At 69.9% G+C, this 21,594-nt stretch carries 21 protein-coding genes and 1 tRNA gene; 12 read left to right on the plus strand and 10 right to left on the minus strand.

Going from position 1 to position 21,594, the window contains the following annotated elements; all coding sequences use genetic code 11:
- Nucleotides 1-122: 122 nt before the first annotated feature.
- From AC1PLR_RS04995 to AC1PLR_RS05020, 6 genes are all read left to right on the plus strand, one after another.
- A complete protein-coding gene (locus AC1PLR_RS04995) occupies nucleotides 123-1,472 on the plus strand; it encodes an aminodeoxychorismate synthase component I (RefSeq protein ID WP_481102850.1) in 1,350 nt (449 codons plus the stop codon).
- 68 nt (nucleotides 1,473-1,540) lie between these two features.
- Complete coding sequence (gene mltG / locus AC1PLR_RS05000) at nucleotides 1,541-2,608, plus strand: endolytic transglycosylase MltG (RefSeq protein ID WP_481102851.1); 1,068 nt, start codon at nucleotides 1,541-1,543, stop codon at nucleotides 2,606-2,608.
- Nucleotides 2,605-3,276: a dTMP kinase gene (tmk, locus tag AC1PLR_RS05005; RefSeq protein ID WP_481102852.1), complete on the plus strand. Its 672-nt coding sequence runs from the start codon at nucleotides 2,605-2,607 to the stop codon at nucleotides 3,274-3,276. The genes mltG and tmk overlap by 4 nt, the downstream gene beginning before the upstream one ends.
- Entirely contained in the window at nucleotides 3,273-4,235 is a 963-nt protein-coding gene (locus AC1PLR_RS05010; RefSeq protein WP_481102853.1) for a DNA polymerase III subunit delta', read from the plus strand. Before tmk ends, AC1PLR_RS05010 begins: the two co-directional genes overlap by 4 nt.
- The gene (locus tag AC1PLR_RS05015; protein WP_010342469.1) at nucleotides 4,232-4,585 is read left to right on the plus strand and encodes a PilZ domain-containing protein; all 354 of its coding nucleotides are present in this window, start codon (nucleotides 4,232-4,234) and stop codon (nucleotides 4,583-4,585) included. The genes AC1PLR_RS05010 and AC1PLR_RS05015 overlap by 4 nt, the downstream gene beginning before the upstream one ends.
- Before the next feature lie 87 nt (nucleotides 4,586-4,672).
- Nucleotides 4,673-4,747, plus strand: a tRNA-Val gene (locus AC1PLR_RS05020).
- 102 nt (nucleotides 4,748-4,849) lie between these two features.
- Here AC1PLR_RS05020 and AC1PLR_RS05025 read toward each other — a convergent pair.
- Both AC1PLR_RS05025 and AC1PLR_RS05030 read right to left on the minus strand, forming a co-directional pair.
- Nucleotides 4,850-5,107, minus strand: a complete 258-nt coding sequence (locus AC1PLR_RS05025) for a Txe/YoeB family addiction module toxin (protein ID WP_209229046.1) — start codon at nucleotides 5,105-5,107, stop codon at nucleotides 4,850-4,852.
- Entirely contained in the window at nucleotides 5,104-5,355 is a 252-nt protein-coding gene (locus tag AC1PLR_RS05030) for a type II toxin-antitoxin system Phd/YefM family antitoxin (protein ID WP_420009087.1), read from the minus strand. The genes AC1PLR_RS05025 and AC1PLR_RS05030 overlap by 4 nt, the downstream gene beginning before the upstream one ends.
- Nucleotides 5,356-5,518: 163 nt before the next feature.
- Between AC1PLR_RS05030 and AC1PLR_RS05035 the strand changes: the two genes are divergently transcribed.
- Nucleotides 5,519-6,289 carry a DNA-formamidopyrimidine glycosylase family protein gene (locus tag AC1PLR_RS05035; protein ID WP_481102854.1) on the plus strand — a complete coding sequence of 257 codons (771 nt, stop codon included), beginning with the start codon at nucleotides 5,519-5,521 and terminating at the stop codon, nucleotides 6,287-6,289.
- A gap of 179 nt (nucleotides 6,290-6,468) precedes the next feature.
- On the opposite strand, the gene AC1PLR_RS05040 is transcribed toward AC1PLR_RS05035, so the two are convergent.
- Complete coding sequence (locus AC1PLR_RS05040; protein WP_481102855.1) at nucleotides 6,469-7,221, minus strand: ArsR/SmtB family transcription factor; 753 nt, start codon at nucleotides 7,219-7,221, stop codon at nucleotides 6,469-6,471.
- 94 nt (nucleotides 7,222-7,315) lie between these two features.
- Here AC1PLR_RS05040 and AC1PLR_RS05045 point away from each other — a divergent pair, with 94 nt between their 5' ends.
- Complete coding sequence (locus tag AC1PLR_RS05045; protein ID WP_371181201.1) at nucleotides 7,316-7,765, plus strand: nuclear transport factor 2 family protein; 450 nt, start codon at nucleotides 7,316-7,318, stop codon at nucleotides 7,763-7,765.
- Nucleotides 7,766-7,841: 76 nt separating this feature from the next.
- On the opposite strand, the gene AC1PLR_RS05050 is transcribed toward AC1PLR_RS05045, so the two are convergent.
- The 7 genes from AC1PLR_RS05050 to AC1PLR_RS05080 all read right to left on the minus strand — a co-directional run bounded on the left by AC1PLR_RS05050 (nucleotide 7,842) and on the right by AC1PLR_RS05080 (nucleotide 15,861).
- Nucleotides 7,842-11,054: an error-prone DNA polymerase gene (locus AC1PLR_RS05050; RefSeq protein ID WP_481102856.1), complete on the minus strand. Its 3,213-nt coding sequence runs from the start codon at nucleotides 11,052-11,054 to the stop codon at nucleotides 7,842-7,844.
- Nucleotides 11,051-12,475: a Y-family DNA polymerase gene (locus AC1PLR_RS05055; protein WP_481102857.1), complete on the minus strand. Its 1,425-nt coding sequence runs from the start codon at nucleotides 12,473-12,475 to the stop codon at nucleotides 11,051-11,053. The genes AC1PLR_RS05050 and AC1PLR_RS05055 overlap by 4 nt, the downstream gene beginning before the upstream one ends.
- Before the next feature lie 10 nt (nucleotides 12,476-12,485).
- Entirely contained in the window at nucleotides 12,486-13,106 is a 621-nt protein-coding gene (gene imuA, locus AC1PLR_RS05060; protein ID WP_481102858.1) for a translesion DNA synthesis-associated protein ImuA, read from the minus strand.
- Entirely contained in the window at nucleotides 13,106-13,714 is a 609-nt protein-coding gene (lexA, locus tag AC1PLR_RS05065; protein ID WP_481102859.1) for a transcriptional repressor LexA, read from the minus strand. Before lexA ends, imuA begins: the two co-directional genes overlap by 1 nt.
- A 157-nt stretch (nucleotides 13,715-13,871) precedes the next feature.
- Nucleotides 13,872-14,228: an XRE family transcriptional regulator gene (locus AC1PLR_RS05070; protein WP_371181206.1), complete on the minus strand. Its 357-nt coding sequence runs from the start codon at nucleotides 14,226-14,228 to the stop codon at nucleotides 13,872-13,874.
- Nucleotides 14,225-14,566, minus strand: coding sequence for a type II toxin-antitoxin system RelE/ParE family toxin (locus AC1PLR_RS05075; RefSeq protein WP_010342458.1), 342 nt, complete (start codon nucleotides 14,564-14,566; stop codon nucleotides 14,225-14,227). Before AC1PLR_RS05075 ends, AC1PLR_RS05070 begins: the two co-directional genes overlap by 4 nt.
- A gap of 53 nt (nucleotides 14,567-14,619) precedes the next feature.
- Entirely contained in the window at nucleotides 14,620-15,861 is a 1,242-nt protein-coding gene (locus AC1PLR_RS05080) for a citrate/2-methylcitrate synthase (protein ID WP_481102860.1), read from the minus strand.
- Nucleotides 15,862-15,980: 119 nt separating this feature from the next.
- Here AC1PLR_RS05080 and prpB point away from each other — a divergent pair, with 119 nt between their 5' ends.
- From prpB to acnD, 4 genes are all read left to right on the plus strand, one after another.
- Nucleotides 15,981-16,868, plus strand: coding sequence for a methylisocitrate lyase (gene prpB, locus AC1PLR_RS05085; protein ID WP_010342451.1), 888 nt, complete (start codon nucleotides 15,981-15,983; stop codon nucleotides 16,866-16,868).
- Nucleotides 16,869-16,899: 31 nt separating this feature from the next.
- Nucleotides 16,900-17,502, plus strand: a complete 603-nt coding sequence (locus AC1PLR_RS05090; RefSeq protein ID WP_481102861.1) for a DUF1003 domain-containing protein — start codon at nucleotides 16,900-16,902, stop codon at nucleotides 17,500-17,502.
- Nucleotides 17,503-17,542: 40 nt separating this feature from the next.
- The gene (gene prpC / locus AC1PLR_RS05095; protein ID WP_209032030.1) at nucleotides 17,543-18,706 is read left to right on the plus strand and encodes a bifunctional 2-methylcitrate synthase/citrate synthase; all 1,164 of its coding nucleotides are present in this window, start codon (nucleotides 17,543-17,545) and stop codon (nucleotides 18,704-18,706) included.
- 264 nt (nucleotides 18,707-18,970) lie between these two features.
- Nucleotides 18,971-21,586, plus strand: a complete 2,616-nt coding sequence (gene acnD, locus AC1PLR_RS05100) for a Fe/S-dependent 2-methylisocitrate dehydratase AcnD (protein WP_481102862.1) — start codon at nucleotides 18,971-18,973, stop codon at nucleotides 21,584-21,586.
- Nucleotides 21,587-21,594: the final 8 nt, after the last annotated feature.

Raw genomic sequence — 21,594 nt, forward strand, 5'->3', positions numbered from 1 at the left:
TTGATGCCGCGCTTTTTCTCCCTGACACGGGTGCGCGGCATGTCCGCGCTGCCATCCCCGGCGCCGCATCGCCCGACGGCGCCTTCGCCGCCTCACGTTTTCATTCTTCCAGCGGATCTTCGATGCTGCGTACCGTTCCCTTGCCGGCCGAGGTCGATCTGCTGGCGCTGCATCGCCTGGCGCCGCAGCGGTATCCGGTGTTGCTGGAATCGGCGGCGTCGGGCACGGCGCAGGGGCGCTGGGATCTGTTGCTGGTCGCCGACGGGCAAGGCCTGCGGCTGGATCGCGACGGGGGCACTCGCGCGTTGGACGGTACGGCGGTCGCCGGCGATTTCCTCGATGCGCTGGACGCGCACTGGCAGGCCGAGCGCTGCGAACGCGACGAACCGCGCTGGCCGTTTCGTGGCGGCTGGGCGCTGCTGCTGGACTACGAACTCGCTGCGCAGGTGGAGCCGGTGCTGCAGTTGCCGCAGTCCGCCGCGGCCTCGCCTGCCGCGCTGGCCTTGCGCTGTCCCGCGGCGCTGCTGCGCGATCACGTCACCGGCGACTGCGTGGCGCTGGCCGAACCCGCGCATGCGGCATTGCTGGAGGCAGTGCTCGACGATCTGCAGACGCTGCCTACAGCCACACCGGCACCGGCCTGGCAGGCGCCGCTGGCGATCGAGGAAGACCCGCCGCAGCGCTTCGTCGACGGCGTGCGCCGCATCCTCGACTACCTGCGCGCAGGCGATGTGTTCCAGGTCAATCTGTCGCGACGCTGGTCGGCGCGCTTCGCCGCGCCGCTGGCGCCGGCCGCGCTGTACGCGCAGCTGCGCCGCGCCAATCCCGCACCGTTCGCTGGCCTGTTCGTCGGCCACGGCCGCGCCGTGGTCAGTTCCTCGCCGGAACGGCTGGTGTCGGTGCGCGGCGACGTGGTCGAGACCCGGCCGATCGCCGGCACCCGCGCACGCGCGCCGGGCGACGACGAGGCCGCGCGCATCCGCGAACTGGTCGGGCACCCCAAGGAGCGCGCCGAGCACGTGATGCTGATCGACCTGGAGCGCAACGACCTGGGGCGGATCTGCGCGCCGGGCAGCGTCGAGGTCGACGAGCTGATGACCGTGGAGAGCTACGCCCACGTGCACCACATCGTCAGCAACGTGCGCGGCCGGCTGCGTGCGGGCACCACCCCGGGCGAGACGATCCGCGCCACCTTCCCGGGCGGCACCATCACCGGCTGCCCCAAGGTGCGCTGCATGCAGATCATCGCCGAGCTGGAGCAGACCCCGCGCGGCGCCTACACCGGCGCGTTCGGTTGGCTCAACCGCGACGGCGACATGGATCTGAACATCCTCATCCGCACCGCCGAGGTGGACGGCGCGCAGGTGCAGTTCCGCACCGGCGCCGGCATCGTGTTCGATTCGGACCCGGAGCGCGAACTCGACGAGACCCGGGCCAAGGCGCGCGGCCTGCTGCGCGCGCTGGAGCCGTGAGCGGGGCCGCGCGATACCGGGCCATGCCGGCCGCGCGGTATCCTGCACGCCATTGAATTCGCTCCGAGGTGGTCGTGGCTTGGGCTAAACGCGGGTGTCTGACCCTGCTGGGGACATTGCTGGTGCTGGCGCTGCTGGTGGCCGCGGCCGGCGCCTGGTGGTGGCACAGCTATCGCGCCTTTGCCGAGCAGCCGCTGCAGGCGAGCCAGCCCAGCGTGGAGGTGGCGCGCGGCGCCTCGCTCAACGGCGTGCTGCGCAAGCTGCGCGCCGCCGGCGTGACCCAGGGCAGCGACCTGCAATGGCAGGTGCTGGCGCGCGAACTGGGCGTGGCCGGCAAGCTCAAGTTCGGCGAATACGCGTTGCAGCCGGCACTGAGCCCGCGCGAACTGCTGCTGCGCATGCGCAAGGGCCAGGTGATCCAGTACCGCTTCACCATCGTCGAAGGCTGGAACGTGCGCCAGTTGCGCAGCGCCTTGAACGCGGCCACGCCGCTGGTGCACACCACCGCCGACCTCAGCGACAGCGAACTGATGGCCAAGCTCGGCCAACCCGGCCAGCACCCGGAAGGCCGCTTCCTGCCCGAGACCTACCTCTACCAGCGCGGCGACACCGACCTGCAACTGCTGCGCCGCGCGCATGCGGCGATGGACAAGGCCCTGGCCGAGGCCTGGGACGCGCGCGCCAAGGACCTGCCGCTGCAGTCGCCGGAGCAGGCGCTGATCCTGGCCTCGATCGTGGAGAAGGAAACCGGCCTGGCCGCCGAGCGCCCGCAGATCGCCGGCGTGTTCGTGCGCCGCCTGCAACTGGGCATGAAACTGCAGACCGACCCGAGCGTGATCTATGGCATCGGCAGCGCCTACGACGGCAACATCCGCAAGCGCGACCTGGAGACCGATACGCCGTACAACACCTACACCCGCACCGGTTTGACCCCGACCCCGATCGCCATGCCCGGTCGCGAAGCGCTGCGTGCCGCCACCAACCCGGCTCCGGGCGACAGCCTGTACTTCGTGGCCATCGGCGACGGCAGCGGCGCGCATGCGTTCTCCGCCAACTACGCCGAGCACAACGCGGCGGTGGCGCGCTACCTGCAGCGTTTGCGCCAGGCGCGCAGCGACGCGGCGGTGTCGCCATGAGCGAGGCCGTGCTGCGACACCATCGCTTCGTCAGCCTGGAGGGCGGCGAGGGCGCCGGCAAGACCACCGCGATCAACGCGATCCGCGACGCATTGCAGGCGCAGGGCCGCGAAGTGGTGCTGACCCGCGAACCGGGTGGCACGCCGTTAGCCGAACGCATCCGCGCGCTGCTGCTGGACAAGACGCCCGGCGAGGTCGCCGAGCCGCTGGCCGCCGAGACCGAACTGCTGCTGGTGTTCGCCGCGCGCGCGCAGCACGTGCGCGAGGTGATCCGGCCGGCGCTGCAGCGCGGCGCCTACGTGGTCAGCGACCGCTTCACCGATTCCAGCTACGCCTACCAGGGCGAAGGCCGTGGCCTGGACCGCGCCTGGATCGCCGACCTGGAACGGCGCGCGGTCGGCCTGCAGCCGGGCCTGACCCTGCTGCTGGACCTGGACGTGCAGATCGGCCGCGCCCGCACCAGCGGCCGCGATCTGTGGCCGGACCGGATCGAGAGCGAGCAGGACGATTTCTTCCAGCGCGTGCGTGCCGGCTTCCGCCAGCGCGCCGCGCAGGACCCGCAGCGCTTCCGCGTCATCGACGCCAGTCAGCCACCACAGGCGGTCGCCCAGGCAGTCGCTGCTGCGCTGGCGGCGTGGATACAGCAGCAACAGGAGCCGACGCCATGAGCGATCTGCCGTTCGCGCCCTGGCAGCAGCGCGCCTACGACCAGACCGTGGCCGCGCTCGACGCCGGCCGCCTCGGCCACGGCCTGCTGATCTGCGGGCCGGAAGGCCTGGGCAAGCGCGCGGTGGCGCTGAAGCTGGCCGCGCACGTGCTCGGCCAGGGCGAGCCGGCCGCGGCACTGCGCAGCGCGCAGCTGATCGCTGCCGGCACCCATCCGGACCTGCAGCTGATCTCGTTCATCCCCAACCGCACCGGCGACAAGCTGCGCACCGAGATCGTCATCGAGCAGGTGCGCGAGATCTCGCAGAAGCTGGCGCTGACCCCGCAGTACGGCGTGGCCCAGGTGGTGGTGGTGGACCCGGCCGACGCGATCAACCGCGCCGCCTGCAACGCCTTGCTGAAGACATTGGAAGAGCCGCAGCCCGGCCGCTACCTGTGGCTGATCAGCGCGCAGCCGGCGCGGCTGCCGGCGACCATCCGCAGCCGCTGCCAGCGCCTGGAGTTCAAGCTGCCGCCGGCCGACGAAGCGATCGCCTGGCTGCTGGCGCAGGATTTCCCCGAGAAGACCGCACGCGAAGCGCTGGACGCCGCGCGCGGCCATCCCGGCCTGGCCGCGCACTGGCTGCGCGAGGACGGATTGAAGCTGCGCCGGCAGGTGGCCGCCGACCTGGAACAGGTCGCTGCCGGCAAGCTCGGCGCGCTGGACGCCGCGCAGCGCTGGAGCGGCGACGCACTCGCCGAGCAGCGCCTGGGCCATGCCGCAGACCTGGCGCTTGCCCAGGCGTCGCAGGCCGGCTTGACCGACCCGGCGCGATTGCACAAGCTGGCCGCGTGGTTCGACGCCGCCAATCGCACCCGCGATCTGCTGCGGACCACCGTGCGCGCCGACCTGGCGATCGCGGAACTGTTGCTGGCCTGGCGCGATGGCGATCGCCCGGCCCGGAGAGGGGCACAACGATGAGCGCGATGAGCGGACGCCAGGGCATTCTGTCGCTGGCGGTGAAGGACAAGGCGGCGCTGTACAACGCCTACATGCCGTTCGTGAAGAACGGCGGCATCTTCGTGCCCACCCCCAAGCGCTACTTCCTCGGCGACGAGGTGTTCCTGCTGCTGACCCTGCCCGATTCCAGCGAGCGCCTGCCGGTGGCCGGCAAGGTGATCTGGGTGACCCCGGTCGGCGCCCAGGGCAACCGCGCGGCCGGCATCGGCGTGCAACTGCCGGACAACAGCGAAGGCGAGACCATCCGCACCAAGATCGAGACCCAACTGGCCGGCATCCTCAACGCCGACAAGCCCACCCAGACCATGTAGCGGCCGCGCGGCGACGCCGCGCAACGGACCTCGCAAGGACCCATTGACGCCGCGCGCCACAGCCCTATAATGTGCGGCTCGCGACACGGGCGGTTAGCTCAGCGGTAGAGCATTGCCTTCACACGGCAAGGGTCGCAGGTTCGAACCCTGCACCGCCCACCACGAATTTGAGCGTCAACGAAAAAGCCGGCCTAGTGCCGGCTTTTTTCGTAGTTGCGGGATGCAGTGCTATCAGTGATTGCATGCCTCACGCAGGTACTGAAGTTACACGTAGTGATATCGCACTTGTGCAATCAGCAGGACGCCATGCTCGACCTTATAAACGATCCGGTGTTCGTCGTTGATGCGTCGCGACCAGTAGCCTGCAAGTGCATGGCGTAGCGGTTCGGGTTTGCCGATGCCCTGGAAGGGATCGCGTTGAATGGCCTTGATCAGGTCGTTGATGCGCTTGAGCATCTTTTTGTCGGCCTGCTGCCAGTAGAGATACTCCTCCCAGGCGTTGTCCGAGAACTGCAGCGTCACTCGCTAAGTTCCCGCGCCTTGCCGCGACCGGATTCGAGTTGGGCGATGGATTCCAGCAGGCGCTGCGCGTTCTTTGGACTGCGCAGCAGATAGACGGTTTCCTCCATCGCCTTGTAGTCCTCCAGCGACAGCATGACCACGGCTTGCTCGCGACTGCGCGTGATGATCACCGGCTCGTGATTGTTGACCACGCGGTCCATGGTGTCCGCAAGGGCGGCACGTGCGGCGCTGTAGGTGATGGTATCCATTGGATAACTCCGAGTTGTACAATAAATTGTACGATCATACATGGGTCTGTCAACTCGCACCTGGCGGCCGGATTCATGGAGATTTTGAGTGGAGGTCAGAGCGATGACGCGCTTGATATGATCGGCTCACGACCCGCTCACAGCATCGCTCGATACTTGGGCCATGCCAGAAGGTCCCTCGATCGTCATCCTCAAGGAAGAAACCGCCGCGTTCGCCGGGCGCAAGGTGCTGCGGGTGTCCGGCAACAGCAAGCTGGACCTGGAGCGGATGCGCAGTCGCAAGATCCTGTCGCTGCGCAGTTGGGGCAAGCACTTTCTGATCGAGTTCGATGCGTTCAGTGTGCGCATCCATTTTCTGCTGTTCGGCAGCTACCGGATCAATGCGCGCAAGGACGCGTCGGCGCGTCTGAGCCTGGGCTTCGCCAAGGGCGAGGAGCTGAACTTCTACGCGTGTTCGATCAAGTTCATCGATGGGCCGCTGGATGCGGTCTACGACTGGACCGCGGACGTGATGAATCCCGACTGGGATGCGGCGCAGGCGCGGCGCAAGTTGCGGCTGCGGCCGCATACGCTCGCCGCCGATGCCTTGCTGGATCAGGACGTGTTCGCCGGGGTCGGCAACATCATCAAGAACGAGGTGCTGCATCGGATTCGCGTGCATCCGGAGAGCGAAATCGGGGCGTTGCCGCCGCGCAAGCTGAGTGAGTTAGTGGCGCAGGCGCGCGAGTACAGCTTCGATTTCTATCGCTGGAAGAAAGCCTACGAACTGAAGAAGCACTACCAGGTGCACACCAAGACGGTGTGTCCGCGCGACGGTCATTTGCTCACGTATCGCAAGCAACTCGGCAAGGCGCAGCGGCGCGCGTTCTTTTGCGAGCATTGTCAGCGGCGGTATGCGCTGGATGATGGGCTCCAGACCGACATGTTCAAGTAATCCTGCTATCGCCAGCGAAGAGCGGATCGTGTTGGCAGCTAAAGAGGCATGTACCTTGGCTGCAGTGTCCGCGTTGGATGAGGTGGCGGAGACCGCGTCGTCGGTGCCGGCGGCCGGCGCGCATGCGTCAGGAAGGGCATGGGGCGTCGCCGTCCGCCACGCGCGCTGCTCGTGCTTCGTCAGGAGCGCAGCGCCACGGTCTCGTCTTCGCACCGCCGAATGCCCAGTTCGGCGAGCAGGCCGGCCCAACCGAGATCCGTCACGACGAATGCGCGCGAGCCGTCGACGCGGCGCAGCCAGTGTCGGGTGGAGAGTTGGTCGAGCAGGGCGGCGCCCAGGGCGCCGGCGAGGTGGTGGCGGCGTTCGGTCCAGTCCAGGCAGCGCCGAGCCAGAGCCCGTCGGCCTTGGGCAAGCTGTGGCAGATCCACGCCCATGCGCGCAAACCATGCCGCGCCTTCGGGGGAGACGGCGTAGCGGATGGTGTCGTCGTGGGCGATCAGCCAGGCGCGCTGTTCCAGTGCGTCGGTGATCGCCACGCCGAGACGCCCGGCGAGGTGGTCGTAGCAGCAGCGTGCCAGGCGCAGCGATTGGGCGTCGCGATGCGGGCGGCGGCAGCGCGATGTCTGTGGTGGCGCGAGAGTGGCCAGGGTCTCGAGCACGGTGGCGACGTGCGCGTTGGCCAGGCGGTAGTAGCGATGGCGGCCCTGGACCTCGACCGCGAGCAGGCCACCGTCCAGCAGCTTTGCCAGGTGCGCGCTCGCGGTCTGCGGGGTGACGCCGCCGGCGAAGGCCAGTTCGCCAGCCGGCAGTGCGCGCCCATCGACCAACGCCATCAGCATGGCGGCGCGGGCCGGGTCGGCGATCAGGAACGCGGTCGCGGCCAGCTTGGGGTGTTCCAGATGCATCGCCGCGCTCCCGATGGACGTGGCCATGATAGGACCGGCCGCGCCGCGACGTTTCGATGCGCACCGAAACGATGCCGGCGGCGGATTCCTAGACTGCGCGCATTCCTACCGGAGCCTGCCGATGCAGACGAACGAAACGCCGCCGAACCCCGCCGAGCACGATGCGCACCTGGTGTTCGAACGCTGGCATCGGCATGTGGTCGCGCGCGATCTGCCGGCGTTGATGGCGCTGTATGCGCCGGACGCACAGTTGGAATCGCCGTTGGCTTATGTGGCGTCGGCGACGCGTCAGGACGGGCGGCTGCAGGGCCGCGAGGCCATCGCGGCGTTCTTCGCCGCGTCCTTCGCCCAGCCGGAGAACGGCCTGGGGCGCTGGTATCGCAGCGGCCACTGTCATGTCGCGGGGCGGCAATTGGTCTGGGAGTATCCGCGCGAAACGCCGCAGGGCGACCAAGTCGATCTGGTGGAAGTGATGGACCTGGATGCCGCTGGATTGATCGCCTGCCATCGCGTGTACTGGGGCTGGAAAGGCGTGCAGACGTTGCTGGCTGCGCTGGGCAAGCAGTCCTGAACTTGCGGATGTCACAGTAGCGAGCGCGGCTGCACGTGCGCAGGCGTCGCGTCCATCCGCGGGCCGCTCCGTCGCCTCAATGAAAATCCCGGCTGCGGATGTCCAGGCCGAGCAGCATGGGCGTCAGGTCCTCGAGGTGGCCGGCGATCAGGTGGCGCACGCCATCGGCGGTTTCCATGCGGCCGCGCACCAGCAGCAGCCGCGATTCGAGCAGGGCCTGGCGCTGGCGCTCGGCCAGGCGCCGCCACACCACCACGTTGACCAGGCCGTGCTCGTCTTCGAGGGTGACGAAGGTGACGCCGCTGGCGGTCTGCGGGCGCTGGCGCATGGTCACCAGGCCGGCGATGGCGACGGCGCTGGCATGCGGCAACGCGCGCAGTTCGCCGGAATGGCGGTAGCGGCGCGCACGCAGCTGCGCGCGCAGCAGGGTCAGCGGGTGCTTGCCCAGGGTGGTGCCGAGCGTCGCGTAGTCGGCGCGGATGTCTTCGCCCTGGCTGGGCAGCGGCAGCGCGACCTGTTGCTCGGGCGTGGCCGCCAGCGCTTCGAACAGCGGCCGTTGCGCTTCGACGCCGGCCACGGCCCAGCGGGCACGATGACGATGGCCGGCCAGTGCTTTCAGCGCGCCGGCGTCGGCGAGCGCGGCGCGGGCCTTGTCGTCGAGCACGGCGCGGTGGCACAGGTCGGCGAGGTCGTGGAACGGCGCCTGCACGCGCGCCTGCTGCAGGCGCAGGGCGGCGTCCTCGGCCAGGCCGCGGACCAGGCGCAGGCCCAGGCGGATCGCCGGCTGCACCTGTGGATCGGGGCTGTACGCTTCCAGACTGCAATCCCAGTCGCTGTAGCGCACGTCCACCGGCCGCACCTGCAGGCCGTGGCGGCGCGCGTCCTGCAGCAACTGGTCGGGGCTGTAGAAGCCCATCGGCCAACTGTTGATCAAAGCGCAGGTGAACGCCGCCGGCTCGTGGCACTTGAGCCAGCAACTGGCGTAGGTGAGCAGGGCGAAACTGGCGGCGTGGCTCTCGGGAAAACCGTAACTGCCGAAGCCCTTGATCTGCTCGAAGATGCGTCCGGCGAATTCGGCGGTGTAGTTCCTCTCCAGCATGCCCTTCAGCAACTTGTCGCGATGGGGTTCCAGGCCGCCGTGGCGTTTCCAGGCCGCCATCGAGCGACGCAATTGGTCGGCCTGGCCCGGCGTGTAGCCGGCGGCGACCACCGCGAGTTGCATCACCTGTTCCTGGAACAGCGGTACGCCAAGCGTGCGTTTGAAGACCTCGCGCAACTCGTCTGGCAGATCGTCGGTGGCTTCCTCGCCGCTGCGCCGGCGCAGGTACGGGTGCACCATGCCGCCCTGGATCGGGCCGGGGCGCACGATCGCCACCTGGATGACCAGGTCGTAGAACTCTTTCGGCTGCAGCCGCGGCAGCATCGCCATCTGTGCGCGCGATTCGATCTGGAACACGCCGATGGTGTCGGCACGCCGGATCATCGCGTAGGTCTGCGGGTCTTCGGCGGGAATGGTGGCGAGCGTGTAGTCGCGGCCGCGGTGCGCGCGCAGCAGGTCCAGGGTGCGCCGCAGTGCGCTGAGCATGCCCAACGCGAGCACATCGACCTTCATCAGCCCGACCAGTTCCAGGTCGTCCTTGTCCCACTGGATCACCGTGCGCTCGGCCATGGTCGCGTTCTCCACCGGCACCAGGGTGTGCAGCGCATGCTCGGAGATGACGAAGCCGCCAGGGTGCTGCGACAGGTGCCGCGGGAAGCCGATCAGTTGGCTGGCGAGCACCAGCAGCCGCCGCATCACCGGCGTGTCCGGATCGAAGCCGCGTTCGCGCAGCAGCTCCTGCGCCGACTCCACCGGATCGCGCTGACCCAGCGCGGAGGACAGCGCGTCGACGGTATCGCTGGGCAGGCCCAGTGCGCGCGCCACGTCGCGCACCGCGCTGCGCGTGTGGTAGCTGATCGCCACTGCCGCCAGCGCGGCGCGCTCGCGGCCATAGTGGCGGAAGATGTACTGGATCACTTCCTCGCGGCGGTCGTGCTCGAAATCGATGTCGATGTCCGGCCGCTCCTTGCGCTCTTCGGAAATGAAGCGCTCGAACAGCATGCCGATGCGGTCCGGATCGATCGCGGTGATGCCCAGTGCGTAGCACACCGCCGAGTTCGCCGCCGAGCCGCGACCCTGGCACAGGATGTCCTTGGAGCGTGCGAAGCGCACCAGGTCGTAAACGGTGAGGAAGTAGGATTCGTACTTCAGCCGCTCGATCACGCCGAGTTCGTGTTCGATCAGGCGCCGCGCCTTGTCCGGCACGCCGCGCGGCCAGCGCTCGGCCGCGCCGCGTTCGGTGAGGATGCGCAGCCATTGCGTGGGCGTGTGCCCGGGCGGCACCAGTTCGTGCGGGTATTCGTACTGCAGTTGGCCGAGGTCGAACGTGCAGCGCTGGGCGATGCGTACGGTTTCGGCAAGCAGCGCCGGCGGATACAGCGTCGCCAGCGTGGCGCGTGGGCGCAGGTGGCGTTCGCCGTTGGGATACAGGTGGGCACCGGCTTCGTGCAGCGGCAGGCGCTGGCGGATCGCGGTCAAGGTGTCCTGCAGCGCGCGACGGCCGCGCGCGTGCATGTGCACGTCGCCGCTGGCCACGGCGGGCAGTTGCAGTGCATGTGCCAACTGCAGGCGCGCCTGCAGCAGCGCGGCATCGTCGGGGCCGCGCAGCAGTTCCACCGCCAGCCATAGCCGCTGCGGGAAACGTGCCTGCAGCCAGGCACCGTCCGCTGCATCGTCGCCGTCGCCGCGCGGCAGCCACAGGCACAGCAGGTCCGAACCGTCGTCCGCGCTGGCCAGATCCTCGCGCAGCGCGCGATAGGTACCTTTGTCGGCGCGGCGCCGCCCCAGGGTGATCAATCGGCACAGGCGCTGGTAGCCATGCAGGGTCTCGGCCAGCAGCACCAGCTTGGGGCCATGCTCGAACTGGATCTCGCTGCCGACGATGAGGTGCAGGCCCATGTCCCGGGCCGCCTGCCACGCACGCACGATGCCTGCCAGGCTGCATTCGTCGGTGATCGCCAGGGCGCGGTAGCCATGGTGCAGCGCGCGCTCGCACAGCTCCCAGGGATGCGAGGCGCCGCGCTGGAAGCTGAAGTTGGACAGGCAATGCAGTTCGGCGTAGTCAGGCAGGGTGGGGTCGGCTGGCGCGTGCGGCGCGCTGGTGGCGGGCGCGTTGGTTTGCGCAGGCTCCGGTGTCGGCAGCAGCCGCAGGCGCGGCGGCATGCGCGGGTGCGGCGGGGTGTGGCTCATGCGAACCAGCCGTGCAGCATCAGTGCGTCCGGCGCGTCGGCCGGGGCGAAGGCCCAGGCGCGCTGGCCCTGGCGGGTGCGCACGACGTAGTAGTCGCGGCGCACGTCGCCGTCGTCCCACCAGCCGCTCTCGATGCGTTCCGGCCCGGCCAGGCGTTCGGGCGCGCGTTCGCGCAGCGGCACCGGCCGCGGCAGCAGCCAGCCGGGGCGTGGCGGTGCGTTGGCGGCGGGTGTGGCCGTGTTGCGCGCCGGCGTGGACTCGGCGCGCCAGGCCAGTTCCGGGCGGTGGTCGGCGTGCGCGCGCAGGCCATGCACGGCGTCGTCGCCCAGGCGCGCGCGCAGGCGTTCGCGCAGTTGTTCCCACGGCAGCGCCTGTTGCGCGCGCTCGTCGAACAGTTCGCGCGCGGCCGGCACGAACGGCGGCAGTTCGTCGGCGCACAGGCGCAGCGCCTGCACCGGCGCCGGCACGCTGGCCTGCTGCAGGCGCCCGCGCGCCAGTTCGAACAGCATCGCCGCATCGCGCTCGGCGGCGAGCAAGCCCACCGGCACCACGCTGGGCTCCAGGTCCTCGTGTTCCAGCAGCAGGCGGAAGCGCTGCACGCCGCCGTCGCGCCCGGCCAGGAACGCGGCCAGGTCCTGGGTCAGCCGGCGCAGCGGGAACAGCAGCGCCTGGTTGGATTCGGTGGCATAGCCCAGTTCCACGCGCGCATCGAAGCGGTCCGGCGGCAGGTAGTACTGCAGCGGCAGCGGCGCCTGCCCGCGCAACGCATCCAGATGCTGCAACAGGGTGGGCGGATAGCGCCGCGCCAGCCCGGTGCGCGGCAGCGCGAACACCTGCTGCAGGCGGCGCAGGCCCATCCGCGCGAAGCCGTCGGCCAGCGCGGGTGGCAGCCCGGCGCGGGCGATCGGCAACTGCCCCAGCGCGCGCTGCAGTGCGGCGTTGTCGAGCAGGGCGATGCCGTCGTGCGCATTGACCAGCGCACGCGCGGCCAACGGATGCGATGCGACCACGATGCGGTGGCGGAAGCCCAGCGCGGTCAGCTCCTCGCGCAGCCGCGCCTCGAAGCGCGGCCATGGCCCGAACAGGCCGAGGCTGGCCTCGATCTCCAGCAGCAGTGCGCCGGGGTAGTCGGTGCTGACCAGCGAACTGAAGCGGTACGCCCACGCCGCGAGGAACTGCTGGCTGCGGCGGCTTTCCTCGGCATCGTGCAGGGCGGTGGCGAAGCGGTCGCACAGCGCCTGCGCGGTGACCAGCGATTGCCCGGGACGCAGGCCGCGGGCGCGCGCGGCGGCGTTGACCGCCTTCAGCGTGCGCCGCTGCGGCGGGCCGTCGAGCAGCGCCAGCGGTTCGTCCGGCGACGGCCATCGACGCAGGACGGTGTCCAGCGCCAGTTGCGGCAACAGGATGCAGGCCCAGCGCATGGCAGCGGTCTCACCCGGTCGCCAGGGCGGACAGCGCGATCGGCTGCGTCGGCGGCAGCCCGCCGCGGCACTTGAGCACGCGCAGTTGCGCCGGCACGGCATCGAGGGCGATGCGCAGCGCGGCCGGCGACGGATTGGCGGCGGCCTTCAGCGGCCGGTAGGCGAAGCCCAGGGTGCGTCCGGTCTCGGCGGCCACCTGCAGCCGGCGCAGGGTCTTGTCGCCGGCCAGCCCCGGCCAGCACAGCACCGCCGCGCAACTGCCGGCGCGCAGGCACTGCTCGGCGGCCCAGGCCGCATCCGCACCGGCGCGGACGATCTGCACCTGCGCCAGCGCCACCCCGGCCTGGGCCCAGGCGGCGGGGTAGGGCAGGTACGGCGGATCGACCAGCACGATGCGGCCGCCGCCCTGCGACAGCCGCGCCAGCGTCGGCCACAGCAGTTGCAGTTCGCCGATGCCGTCGGCGGCATGCAGCAGTTCGGTCAGCGCCATCTCCGGCCAGCCGCGCGCGGGCAGCACCGCGTCCAGCGCGGCGTGCCCGGTGGGCTGCGCGCTGGGCGGCAGCGCCGTCGGCTGGCCGCGCCAGACCCGGCGCTCGGCCAGCAGGCGGTCGAGGGCGACGACGGCGGCCATCAGCCGGGCCGGATCAGGCCGCAGTAATGCCCTTCGATGGCGAAATCCTGCCCGGGAGCGACCACGATCGGCGCATAGGCGGGATTGCGCGGCAGCAGCGCGATGCCGTCGCCATCGGCGCGGTAGCGCTTGATGGTGAGTTCGCCGTCCAGCCGCGCCACCACGATCTGGCCGTTGCGCGCGTCGGCGGCGCGGCGCACCCCGACCAGGTCGCCGTCGAGGATGCCGTCGTCGATCATCGAATCGCCCTGCACCCGCAGCAGGTAGTCCGGGCGCAGCGCGAACACCGCGCGGTCCAGGCGCAACTGCTGGTCCAGGCCGATGTCGGCGCCGATCGGCGCACCGGCGGCGACCCGGCCCAGCACCGGCAGTTGCAGCAGTTCGCTGCGGCTGCCGGCCTGCGCCGGGCGCAGGCTGCGTGCCTGCTGCGGCACCTGCTCCAGCAGCCCGGCCTCGACCAGCGCCTGCACGTGCTTGCGCGCGGCATTGCGCGAGGCGAAGCCGAAGCGTTCGGCGATCTCGGCCAGGCTCGGCGGCCGCCCGTCCTGCTCGGCGCAGGCGTGGACGTAGGCGAGGATGGCGGCGCGCTGCGGGGACAGGGTGGTCATGGTGTACATTTGTACACCGCGGGCGCGGCCTTGGCGAGATGGGGCGCTGAACGCGTTCGGACGCCACTCCCGCTCTGAGTCGTCGGCGCAGTCCCCGGTCAGCCCGGCGCGTCCAAGCGAGGCGTCGGAAGAGTGACGACTGCGCTGACGACTGCGCTCAGGTGCCGATGCCGGCCGAAGTCTTGGCCTTTGCCGTTGGCGGTTTGCCGACTGACCTGCCCGATTGCGCGGCGACCAGGTCGATCTGGATCCGGTAGCCCAGCGCGGTGGCGGCGCGGCTCAGCGTGTCCAGGGTGAGGCTGGTATCGGTGGCGTCCAGCACGCGGTCCAGTTGCGAGCGACTGGTGTTCATGCGCCGGGCCAGTGCGCTCTTGGTGAGCTTGGCGGACTTCATCGCTTCGGCGACCTGCCAGGCGATCACGCGCTTGGCGGCGAGCGCGGCGGTGTCTTCGAGGATGCCTTCCTCGTCCAGGAAACTGTCGAAGCTGGACCCGATATGGGGATTGCGGCTCATCGCATCACCTTGTCTCTGCGGCGTTTGGCGGTGGCGAGATCGGCGCTCGGGGTCTTGCCCGACTTCTTGACGATGCCGTGCAGCAGCACCATGTCCGATCCAACGGTGGTGAAAAAAATCCGCGCAATGCCCTCGGGAATCGCACTGCGCACTTCCCACAGGCGCTGGTCCAGCTTGCGCACCAAGGGCATGCCCAGCGGCCATCCCAACTGCACCGTCTTGATGTCGCCGCCGATGGCGCGCCTGGCATCGGCGGAGACGTCTTCCCTGAGCCAGACCCGCACCGGCTCGACGCCCGATGCGGCACGGTAGAAGCGCACGTCCAGTGTGGTCTCCATGGCGGCATGGTGTACCAATCTTGGTGCATGCGCAAGGTGCGTTCGCCGCCCTTTCAGCCGCGCCCAGCGCCATCTTCCGGCATCGCCCCGGTGTAGCGGGCGCGTGGCCGGATCAGCTTGCCCAGGGCCTGCTGCTCCAGGGCGTGGGCCAGCCAGCCGGCCTGGCGGGCGGCGGCGAACAGCACCAGGGCGTGCGCCGCCGGCAAGTCGTGGACGAAGCAGAGCGCGGCCAGCAGGCAGTCGATGTTCGGGCGCTGGCCGCTGCAGTCCTGGGCGGCGGCGATCACCGCGTCCACGTGCTGCATGCGCGTGCTGCCGGCGCTGCGTTCGCGCAGCAGGCGCAGCACTTCGGCCGCGCGCGGGTCGCCGTCGGGGTACAGGGCGTGGTGGAAGCCGGGCAGGTCGTCGCCGCGCTGCCAGCGTTCGGCGATCAGGGCGGCAGCGCTGGGCGCGTCCTGAGCGTCGCGCAGCAGGGCGTGGGCGCGGGCGGTGGCGCCGCCGTGGCGCGGGCCGGACAGCGCGGCCAGGCCGGCGCTGACGGTGGCGTGCAGCGGCGCGCCGGTGGAGGCGACCACGCGGGCGGCGAAGGCGGAGACGTTGAGCTCGTGGTCGGCGCACAGCAGCAGCGCGGCGCGCACCAGTTCGGCGAAGTCGGCGTCGCCGGGACGCCAGTGGTCGGCGATCAGGCCATGCAGCGGGCGCGCGTCCGGCGCGGTGCCGACCAGCAGCGCGGCGTTCTGCCGCAGCAGGGTGGCGGCGATCTCACGGCGCACGCCGGGGGCGGCGTTGAGCGACTGCCGAAGCTCCAGGGCCAGCAGCGGGATACAGGCCATGGCGCGTTCCAGCGGCGGCAGCGCGGCATGCCCGGCCAGCGGTGCCAGCACCGCCGGCCACGGCGCGACCGGGGCGCTGGCGAACGGGTCTTCGCCGTCGGGGCAGTCCCATAGCAGCCGCGCGACGTCCTCTAGGCTGGCGCCGGCACGCACCATGGCCACCGCCGAGCGTCCGCGGTAGTAGGGGCCGTCGGGGCGGATCAGCGAGATCCGCGTCTCCAGCACCGGCAGGCCGCGGTCCAGGCTCTGCGCGGCACCACGTGCGGCGCCGCGGCCGGCGCGCTTGCGCTGCGCCAGCCGCTCCACTTCGGCGCGCAGGTAGGCGCGGCTGCGGTGGTCGGCGCCGGCGCGCGAGCTGAGCAGGCCGCGGCTGACGTAGGCATACAGGGTGGCGCTGCTGATGCCGAGCAGGGCGCAGGCCTGTGCGGCGGAGATCAGGTTGCGGTCAGGGCTGTCGGACATGAAGGGACGATAGGTTGATTCATTGAATCAAGATTGATCCATGCCAGCGAGAGTGCCAGATTGGCGCCCATCGCGGAACGCCCGGCGGGGCGTTGCCGCCTCTTCGTCAGGAGTCGCCCATGTCCCTCGTTTCCCCCGGCGCCGGTTTCCGCGCCGCCCTGGCCGCCGAAGCGCCGTTGCAGGTGATCGGTGCGATCAACGCCAACCATGCGCTGCTGGCGCAGCGCGCCGGCTACAAGGCCATCTACCTGTCCGGCGGCGGCGTCGCCGCCGGCTCGCTGGGCCTGCCGGACCTGGGCATCAACACGCTTGAAGACGTGTTGATCGACGTGCGCCGCATCACCGACGTATGCCCGCTGCCGCTGTTGGTGGACATCGACACCGGCTTCGGGCCGAGCGCGTTCAACATCGAGCGCACCATCAAGGCGCTGATCAAGGCCGGCGCGGCGGCCTGCCACATCGAGGACCAGGTCGGCGCCAAGCGCTGCGGTCACCGCCCGGGCAAGGAGATCGTCAGCCAGGGCGAGATGGTGGACCGGGTCAAGGCCGCGGCCGACGCCAAGACCGATCCGGACTTCTTCCTGATCGCGCGCACCGACGCGATTCAGACCGAGGGCGTGGACGCGGCGATCGAACGCGCCATCGCCTGCGTGGAGGCCGGCGCCGACGGCATCTTCGCCGAGGCTGCGTACGACCTGGACACCTACCGCCGTTTCGTCGACGCGGTGAAGGTGCCGGTGTTGGCCAACATCACCGAGTTCGGCAAGACCCCGCTGTTCACCCGCGACGAACTGGCCTCGGCCGGCGTGGCGATCCAGTTGTTCCCGCTGTCGGCGTTCCGCGCCGCCAACAAGGCCGCCGAGGACGTATACACCGCGATCCGCCGCGACGGCCATCAGCAGGGAGTGCTGGAGCGCATGCAGACCCGCGAGGAACTGTACGAGCGCATCGGCTACCACGCCTTCGAGCAGCGCCTGGATGCGCTGTTCGCCGGCAAGGGCGCATGATCGGCGGCGATTTTCCTGCCCGGGCCTGCCCATGAATACCCACGCCAGCGCTGCCTCGTTCCTGCGCAGCCGCATCGACCGCCGCCAGACCGCGCGGCACCTGCTGCAGACCGAACTGGACAAGCTGTCCGAGACCGAGCGCGAGGTGGTGGAGCGCTTCATCGCCAAGCGCCACGTGGCACGCGACATCGTCACGCAGGCCGATCGCGACCGCTCGCTGGGCGAGCGTGTCGCCGACCGCGTCGCCGCGATCGGCGGCAGCTGGACGTTCATCATCGGCTTCTGCGTGGTGCTGCTGGGCTGGATCGTGCTCAACAGCCTGGTGCTGGCGCACGCCTTCGATCCGTATCCCTACATCCTGCTCAACCTGTGCCTGTCGTGCCTGGCCGCGATCCAGGCGCCGGTGATCATGATGAGCCAGAACCGCCAGGCGGCGGTGGATCGCCTGCATGCGCAGAACGACTACGAAGTGAACATCAAGGCCGAGCTGGAAATCCTGCAGGTGCACGAGAAGCTCAACCAGCTGCGCGAGCAGGACTGGGCGACGCTGGTGGAATTGCAGAACCGCCAGATCCTCATGCTGCAGCAACTGCTCGAGCGCGCCGGCGTCACGCCGCCACCGCAGGCCCCCTGATCCACCGCACTCATCCGACCGCAATACCGGGAGATTCGCCATGAACGACACCGCTCCGCAGACCGCCCCCGCCTTCAAGCCGAAGAAATCGGTGGCCCTGTCCGGCACCGCCGCCGGCAACACCGCGCTGTGCACGGTGGGCCGCAGCGGCAACGACCTGCACTACCGCGGCTACGACATCCTGGACCTGGCGCGCAGTAGCCAGTTCGAGGAGATCGCCTACCTGCTGGTGCACGGCAAGCTGCCCAGCAACAGCGAGCTGCGCGGCTACAAGGCCAAGCTGCGCTCGCTGCGCGGCATCCCCGCCGCGGTCAAGGCCGCGCTGGAGCAGTTGCCGCCGTCGGCACATCCGATGGACGTGATGCGCACCGGCGTGTCGGTGCTGGGCTGCGTGCAGCCGGAGAAGGACGACCACAACCATCCCGGCGCGCGCGACATCGCCGACAAGCTGATGGCCAGCCTCGGCTCGATGCTGCTGTACTGGTACCACTACAGCCACAACGGCCGGCGCATCGAGGTGGAGACCGACGACGACTCGATCGGCGGGCATTTCCTGCGCCTGCTGCACGGCTTCAAGCCGCACGAGGAATGGGTGCAGGCGATGCACACCAGCCTGATCCTGTACGCCGAGCACGAATTCAACGCCTCCACCTTCGCCTGCCGGGTCATCGCCGGTACCGGCAGCGACATGTACAGCGCCATCGCCGGCGGCATCGGCGCGCTGCGCGGGCCCAAGCACGGCGGCGCCAACGAGGTCGCCTTCGAGGTGCAGAAGCGCTACGACACCCCGGACGAGGCCGAGGCCGACATCCGCGCGCGGGTCGAGCGCAAGGAAGTGATCATCGGCTTCGGCCACCCGGTGTACACGGTGTCAGACCCGCGCAACCAGGTCATCAAGGACGTGGCGCGCGAGCTGTCCGAGGCGCAGGGCAGCCGCAAGATGTACGACATCGCCGAGCGGCTGGAGACGGTGATGTGGGACATCAAGAAGATGTTCCCGAACCTGGACTGGTTCAGCGCGGTCAGCTACCACATGATGGGCGTGCCGACGGCGATGTTCACCCCGCTGTTCGTGATCGCCCGCACCGCCGGCTGGAGCGCGCACATCATCGAGCAGCGCATCGACGGCAAGATCATCCGCCCCAGCGCGCACTACGTGGGACCGGAGGATCAGGCGTTCGTGCCGATCGATCAGCGCAGCTGATCCTCCCCTCTCCCATCGGGAGAGGGGTCGGGGGTGAGGGTACGGGCGCAGCCTCGTGGTGTTGGGTTGCATTGAGCTTCGCTCGTAACCTCATCCGCCCCTCATGAGGAATCGGGTTGCACCAGGCTTCGCCCGTACCCTCATCCGCCCTCATGAGCGATCTGATTGCATCAGGCTTCGCTCGTACCCTCATCCGCCCCTTCGGGGCACCTTCTCCCGATGGGAGAAGGGATCCGTCTTCGCTTTTTTCTACTGTAGCCAGCCATGAACAGCCACTACCGTAAATCCCTTCCGGGCACCGCGCTGGACTACTTCGACGCGCGTGCCGCGGTCGATGCGATCAGCCCGGGCGCCTATGCCGGCCTGCCCTATGTGTCGCGCGTGTTCGCCGAGAACCTGGTGCGCCGCTGCGATCCGGATCTGCTGCACGATGCCCTGCTGCAGTTGATCGAGCGCCGCCGCGACCTGGATTTCCCGTGGTTTCCGGCGCGGGTGGTGTGCCACGACATCCTCGGCCAGACCGCGCTGGTGGACCTGGCCGGGCTGCGCGATGCCATCGCCGAGCAGGGCGGCGATCCGGCCAAGGTCAACCCGGTGGTGCCGGTGCAGTTGATCGTCGATCACTCGCTGGCGGTGGAGTGCGGTGGCGACGATCCGCAGGCCTTCGCCAAGAACCGCGCGATCGAGGATCGCCGCAACGAGGACCGCTTCCACTTCATCGACTGGAGCAAGCGCGCGTTCCGCAACGTGGACGTGATCCCGCCGGGCAACGGCATCATGCACCAGATCAATCTGGAGAAGATGTCGCCGGTGATCTACGTGCACGACGGCGTCGCCTTCCCCGATACCTGCGTGGGCACCGACAGCCACACCCCGCACGTGGACGCGCTGGGCGTGATCGCGATCGGCGTCGGCGGGCTGGAAGCGGAGAGCGTGATGCTCGGCCGCGCCTCGTGGATGCGCCTGCCGGACATCGTCGGCGTGGAGCTGAGCGGCCGGCCGCAGCCCGGCATCACCGCCACTGACGTGGTGCTGGCGCTGACCGAGTTCCTGCGCCAGGAGCGCGTGGTCGGTGCGTACCTGGAATTCTTCGGCGAAGGCGCCGCCGCGCTGACCATCGGCGACCGCGCCACCATCTCCAACATGTGCCCGGAATACGGCGCCACCGCGGCGATGTTCTACATCGACCAGCAGACCCTGGACTACCTGCGCCTGACCGGGCGCGAGGAAGCCCAGGTGGCGCTGGTGGAGCAGTACGCACGCACCACCGGGCTGTGGGCCGATGCGCTGGCCACCGCGCAGTACGAGCGCGTGCTGCGCTTCGACCTGTCGCAGGTGGTGCGCAACATGGCCGGCCCCAGCAATCCGCACAAGCGCGTGGCGACCACCGAGCTGGCCGCGCGCGGCATCGCCGACGCCAGCAAGCTGGCCGCCGGCCAGACCGAGCAGGCGCAGGGGCGCATGCCCGACGGCGCGGTGATCATCGCCGCCATCACCAGTTGCACCAACACCTCCAACCCGCGCAACGTCATCGCCGCCGGCCTGCTGGCGCGCAATGCGCGCGCGCGCGGCCTGGCCCGCAAGCCGTGGGTGAAGACCTCGCTGGCGCCGGGTTCCAAGGCGGTGCAGCTGTATCTGGAAGAGGCCGGCCTGCTGCCGGACCTGGAGGCGTTGGGCTTCGGTATCGTCGCCTTCGCCTGCACCACCTGCAACGGCATGAGCGGCGCGCTGGATCCGCGCATCCAGCAGGAGATCGTGGAGCGCGACCTGTACGCCACCGCGGTGCTGTCGGGCAACCGCAACTTCGACGGGCGCATCCATCCCTACGCCAAGCAGGCGTTCCTGGCCTCGCCGCCGCTGGTGATCGCCTACGCCATCGCCGGCACGGTGCGCTTCGACATCGAGAAGGACGTGCTGGGCACCGACGCCGACGGCCGCGAAGTGCGGCTGAAGGACATCTGGCCCAGCGACGCCGAGATCGATGCGGCGGTGCGCGCCGCGGTGAAGCCGGAGCAGTTCCGCCGCGTCTATGCGCCGATGTTCAATGTGCGCGTGGAGCAGGGTGCGCCGGTGGCGCCGCTGTACGCCTGGCGCCCGCGCAGCACCTACATCCGCCGCCCGCCGTACTGGGAAGGCGCGCTGGCCGGCGAACGCACGTTGCGCGGCATGCGCGCGCTGGCGGTGCTCGGCGACAACATCACCACCGACCACCTGTCGCCGTCCAACGCGATCCTGGCCGACAGCGCCGCCGGCGAATACCTGGCGCACATGGGCGTGCCGGAGGAGGACTTCAATTCCTATGCCACCCATCGCGGCGACCACCTCACCGCGCAGCGCGCCACCTTCGCCAACCCGAAGCTGATCAACGAAATGGCGGTGGTCGATGGCAAGGTGCAGCAGGGCTCGCTGACCCGGCTGGAGCCGGACGGGCAGGTGCTGCGCATGTGGGAGGCGATCGAAACCTACATGGCGCGCAAGCAGCCGCTGATCGTGATCGCTGGCGCCGACTACGGCCAGGGCTCCTCGCGCGACTGGGCGGCCAAGGGCGTGCGCCTGGCCGGGGTCGAGGCGATCGTCGCCGAGGGCTTCGAGCGCATCCACCGCACCAACCTGATCGGCATGGGCGTGCTGCCGCTGCAGTTCCTGCCGGGCACCACGCGCACGACCCTGGGCATCGACGGCAGCGAGACCTTCGACGTGGTCGGCGCGCGCACCCCAGGCGCCACGCTGACCCTGCGCATCGTCCGCAAGGACGGCGCCGCGGTGGAGGTGCGGGTGCTGTGCCGGCTGGACAGCAACGAGGAAGTGTCCATCTACGAGGCTGGCGGCGTGCTGCAGCGCTTCGCCCAGGATTTCCTCGAGGACGCCCGCAGCGCCTGAGCCGGCTG

The organism is Xanthomonas sp. NCPPB 3570, assembly GCF_056725115.1.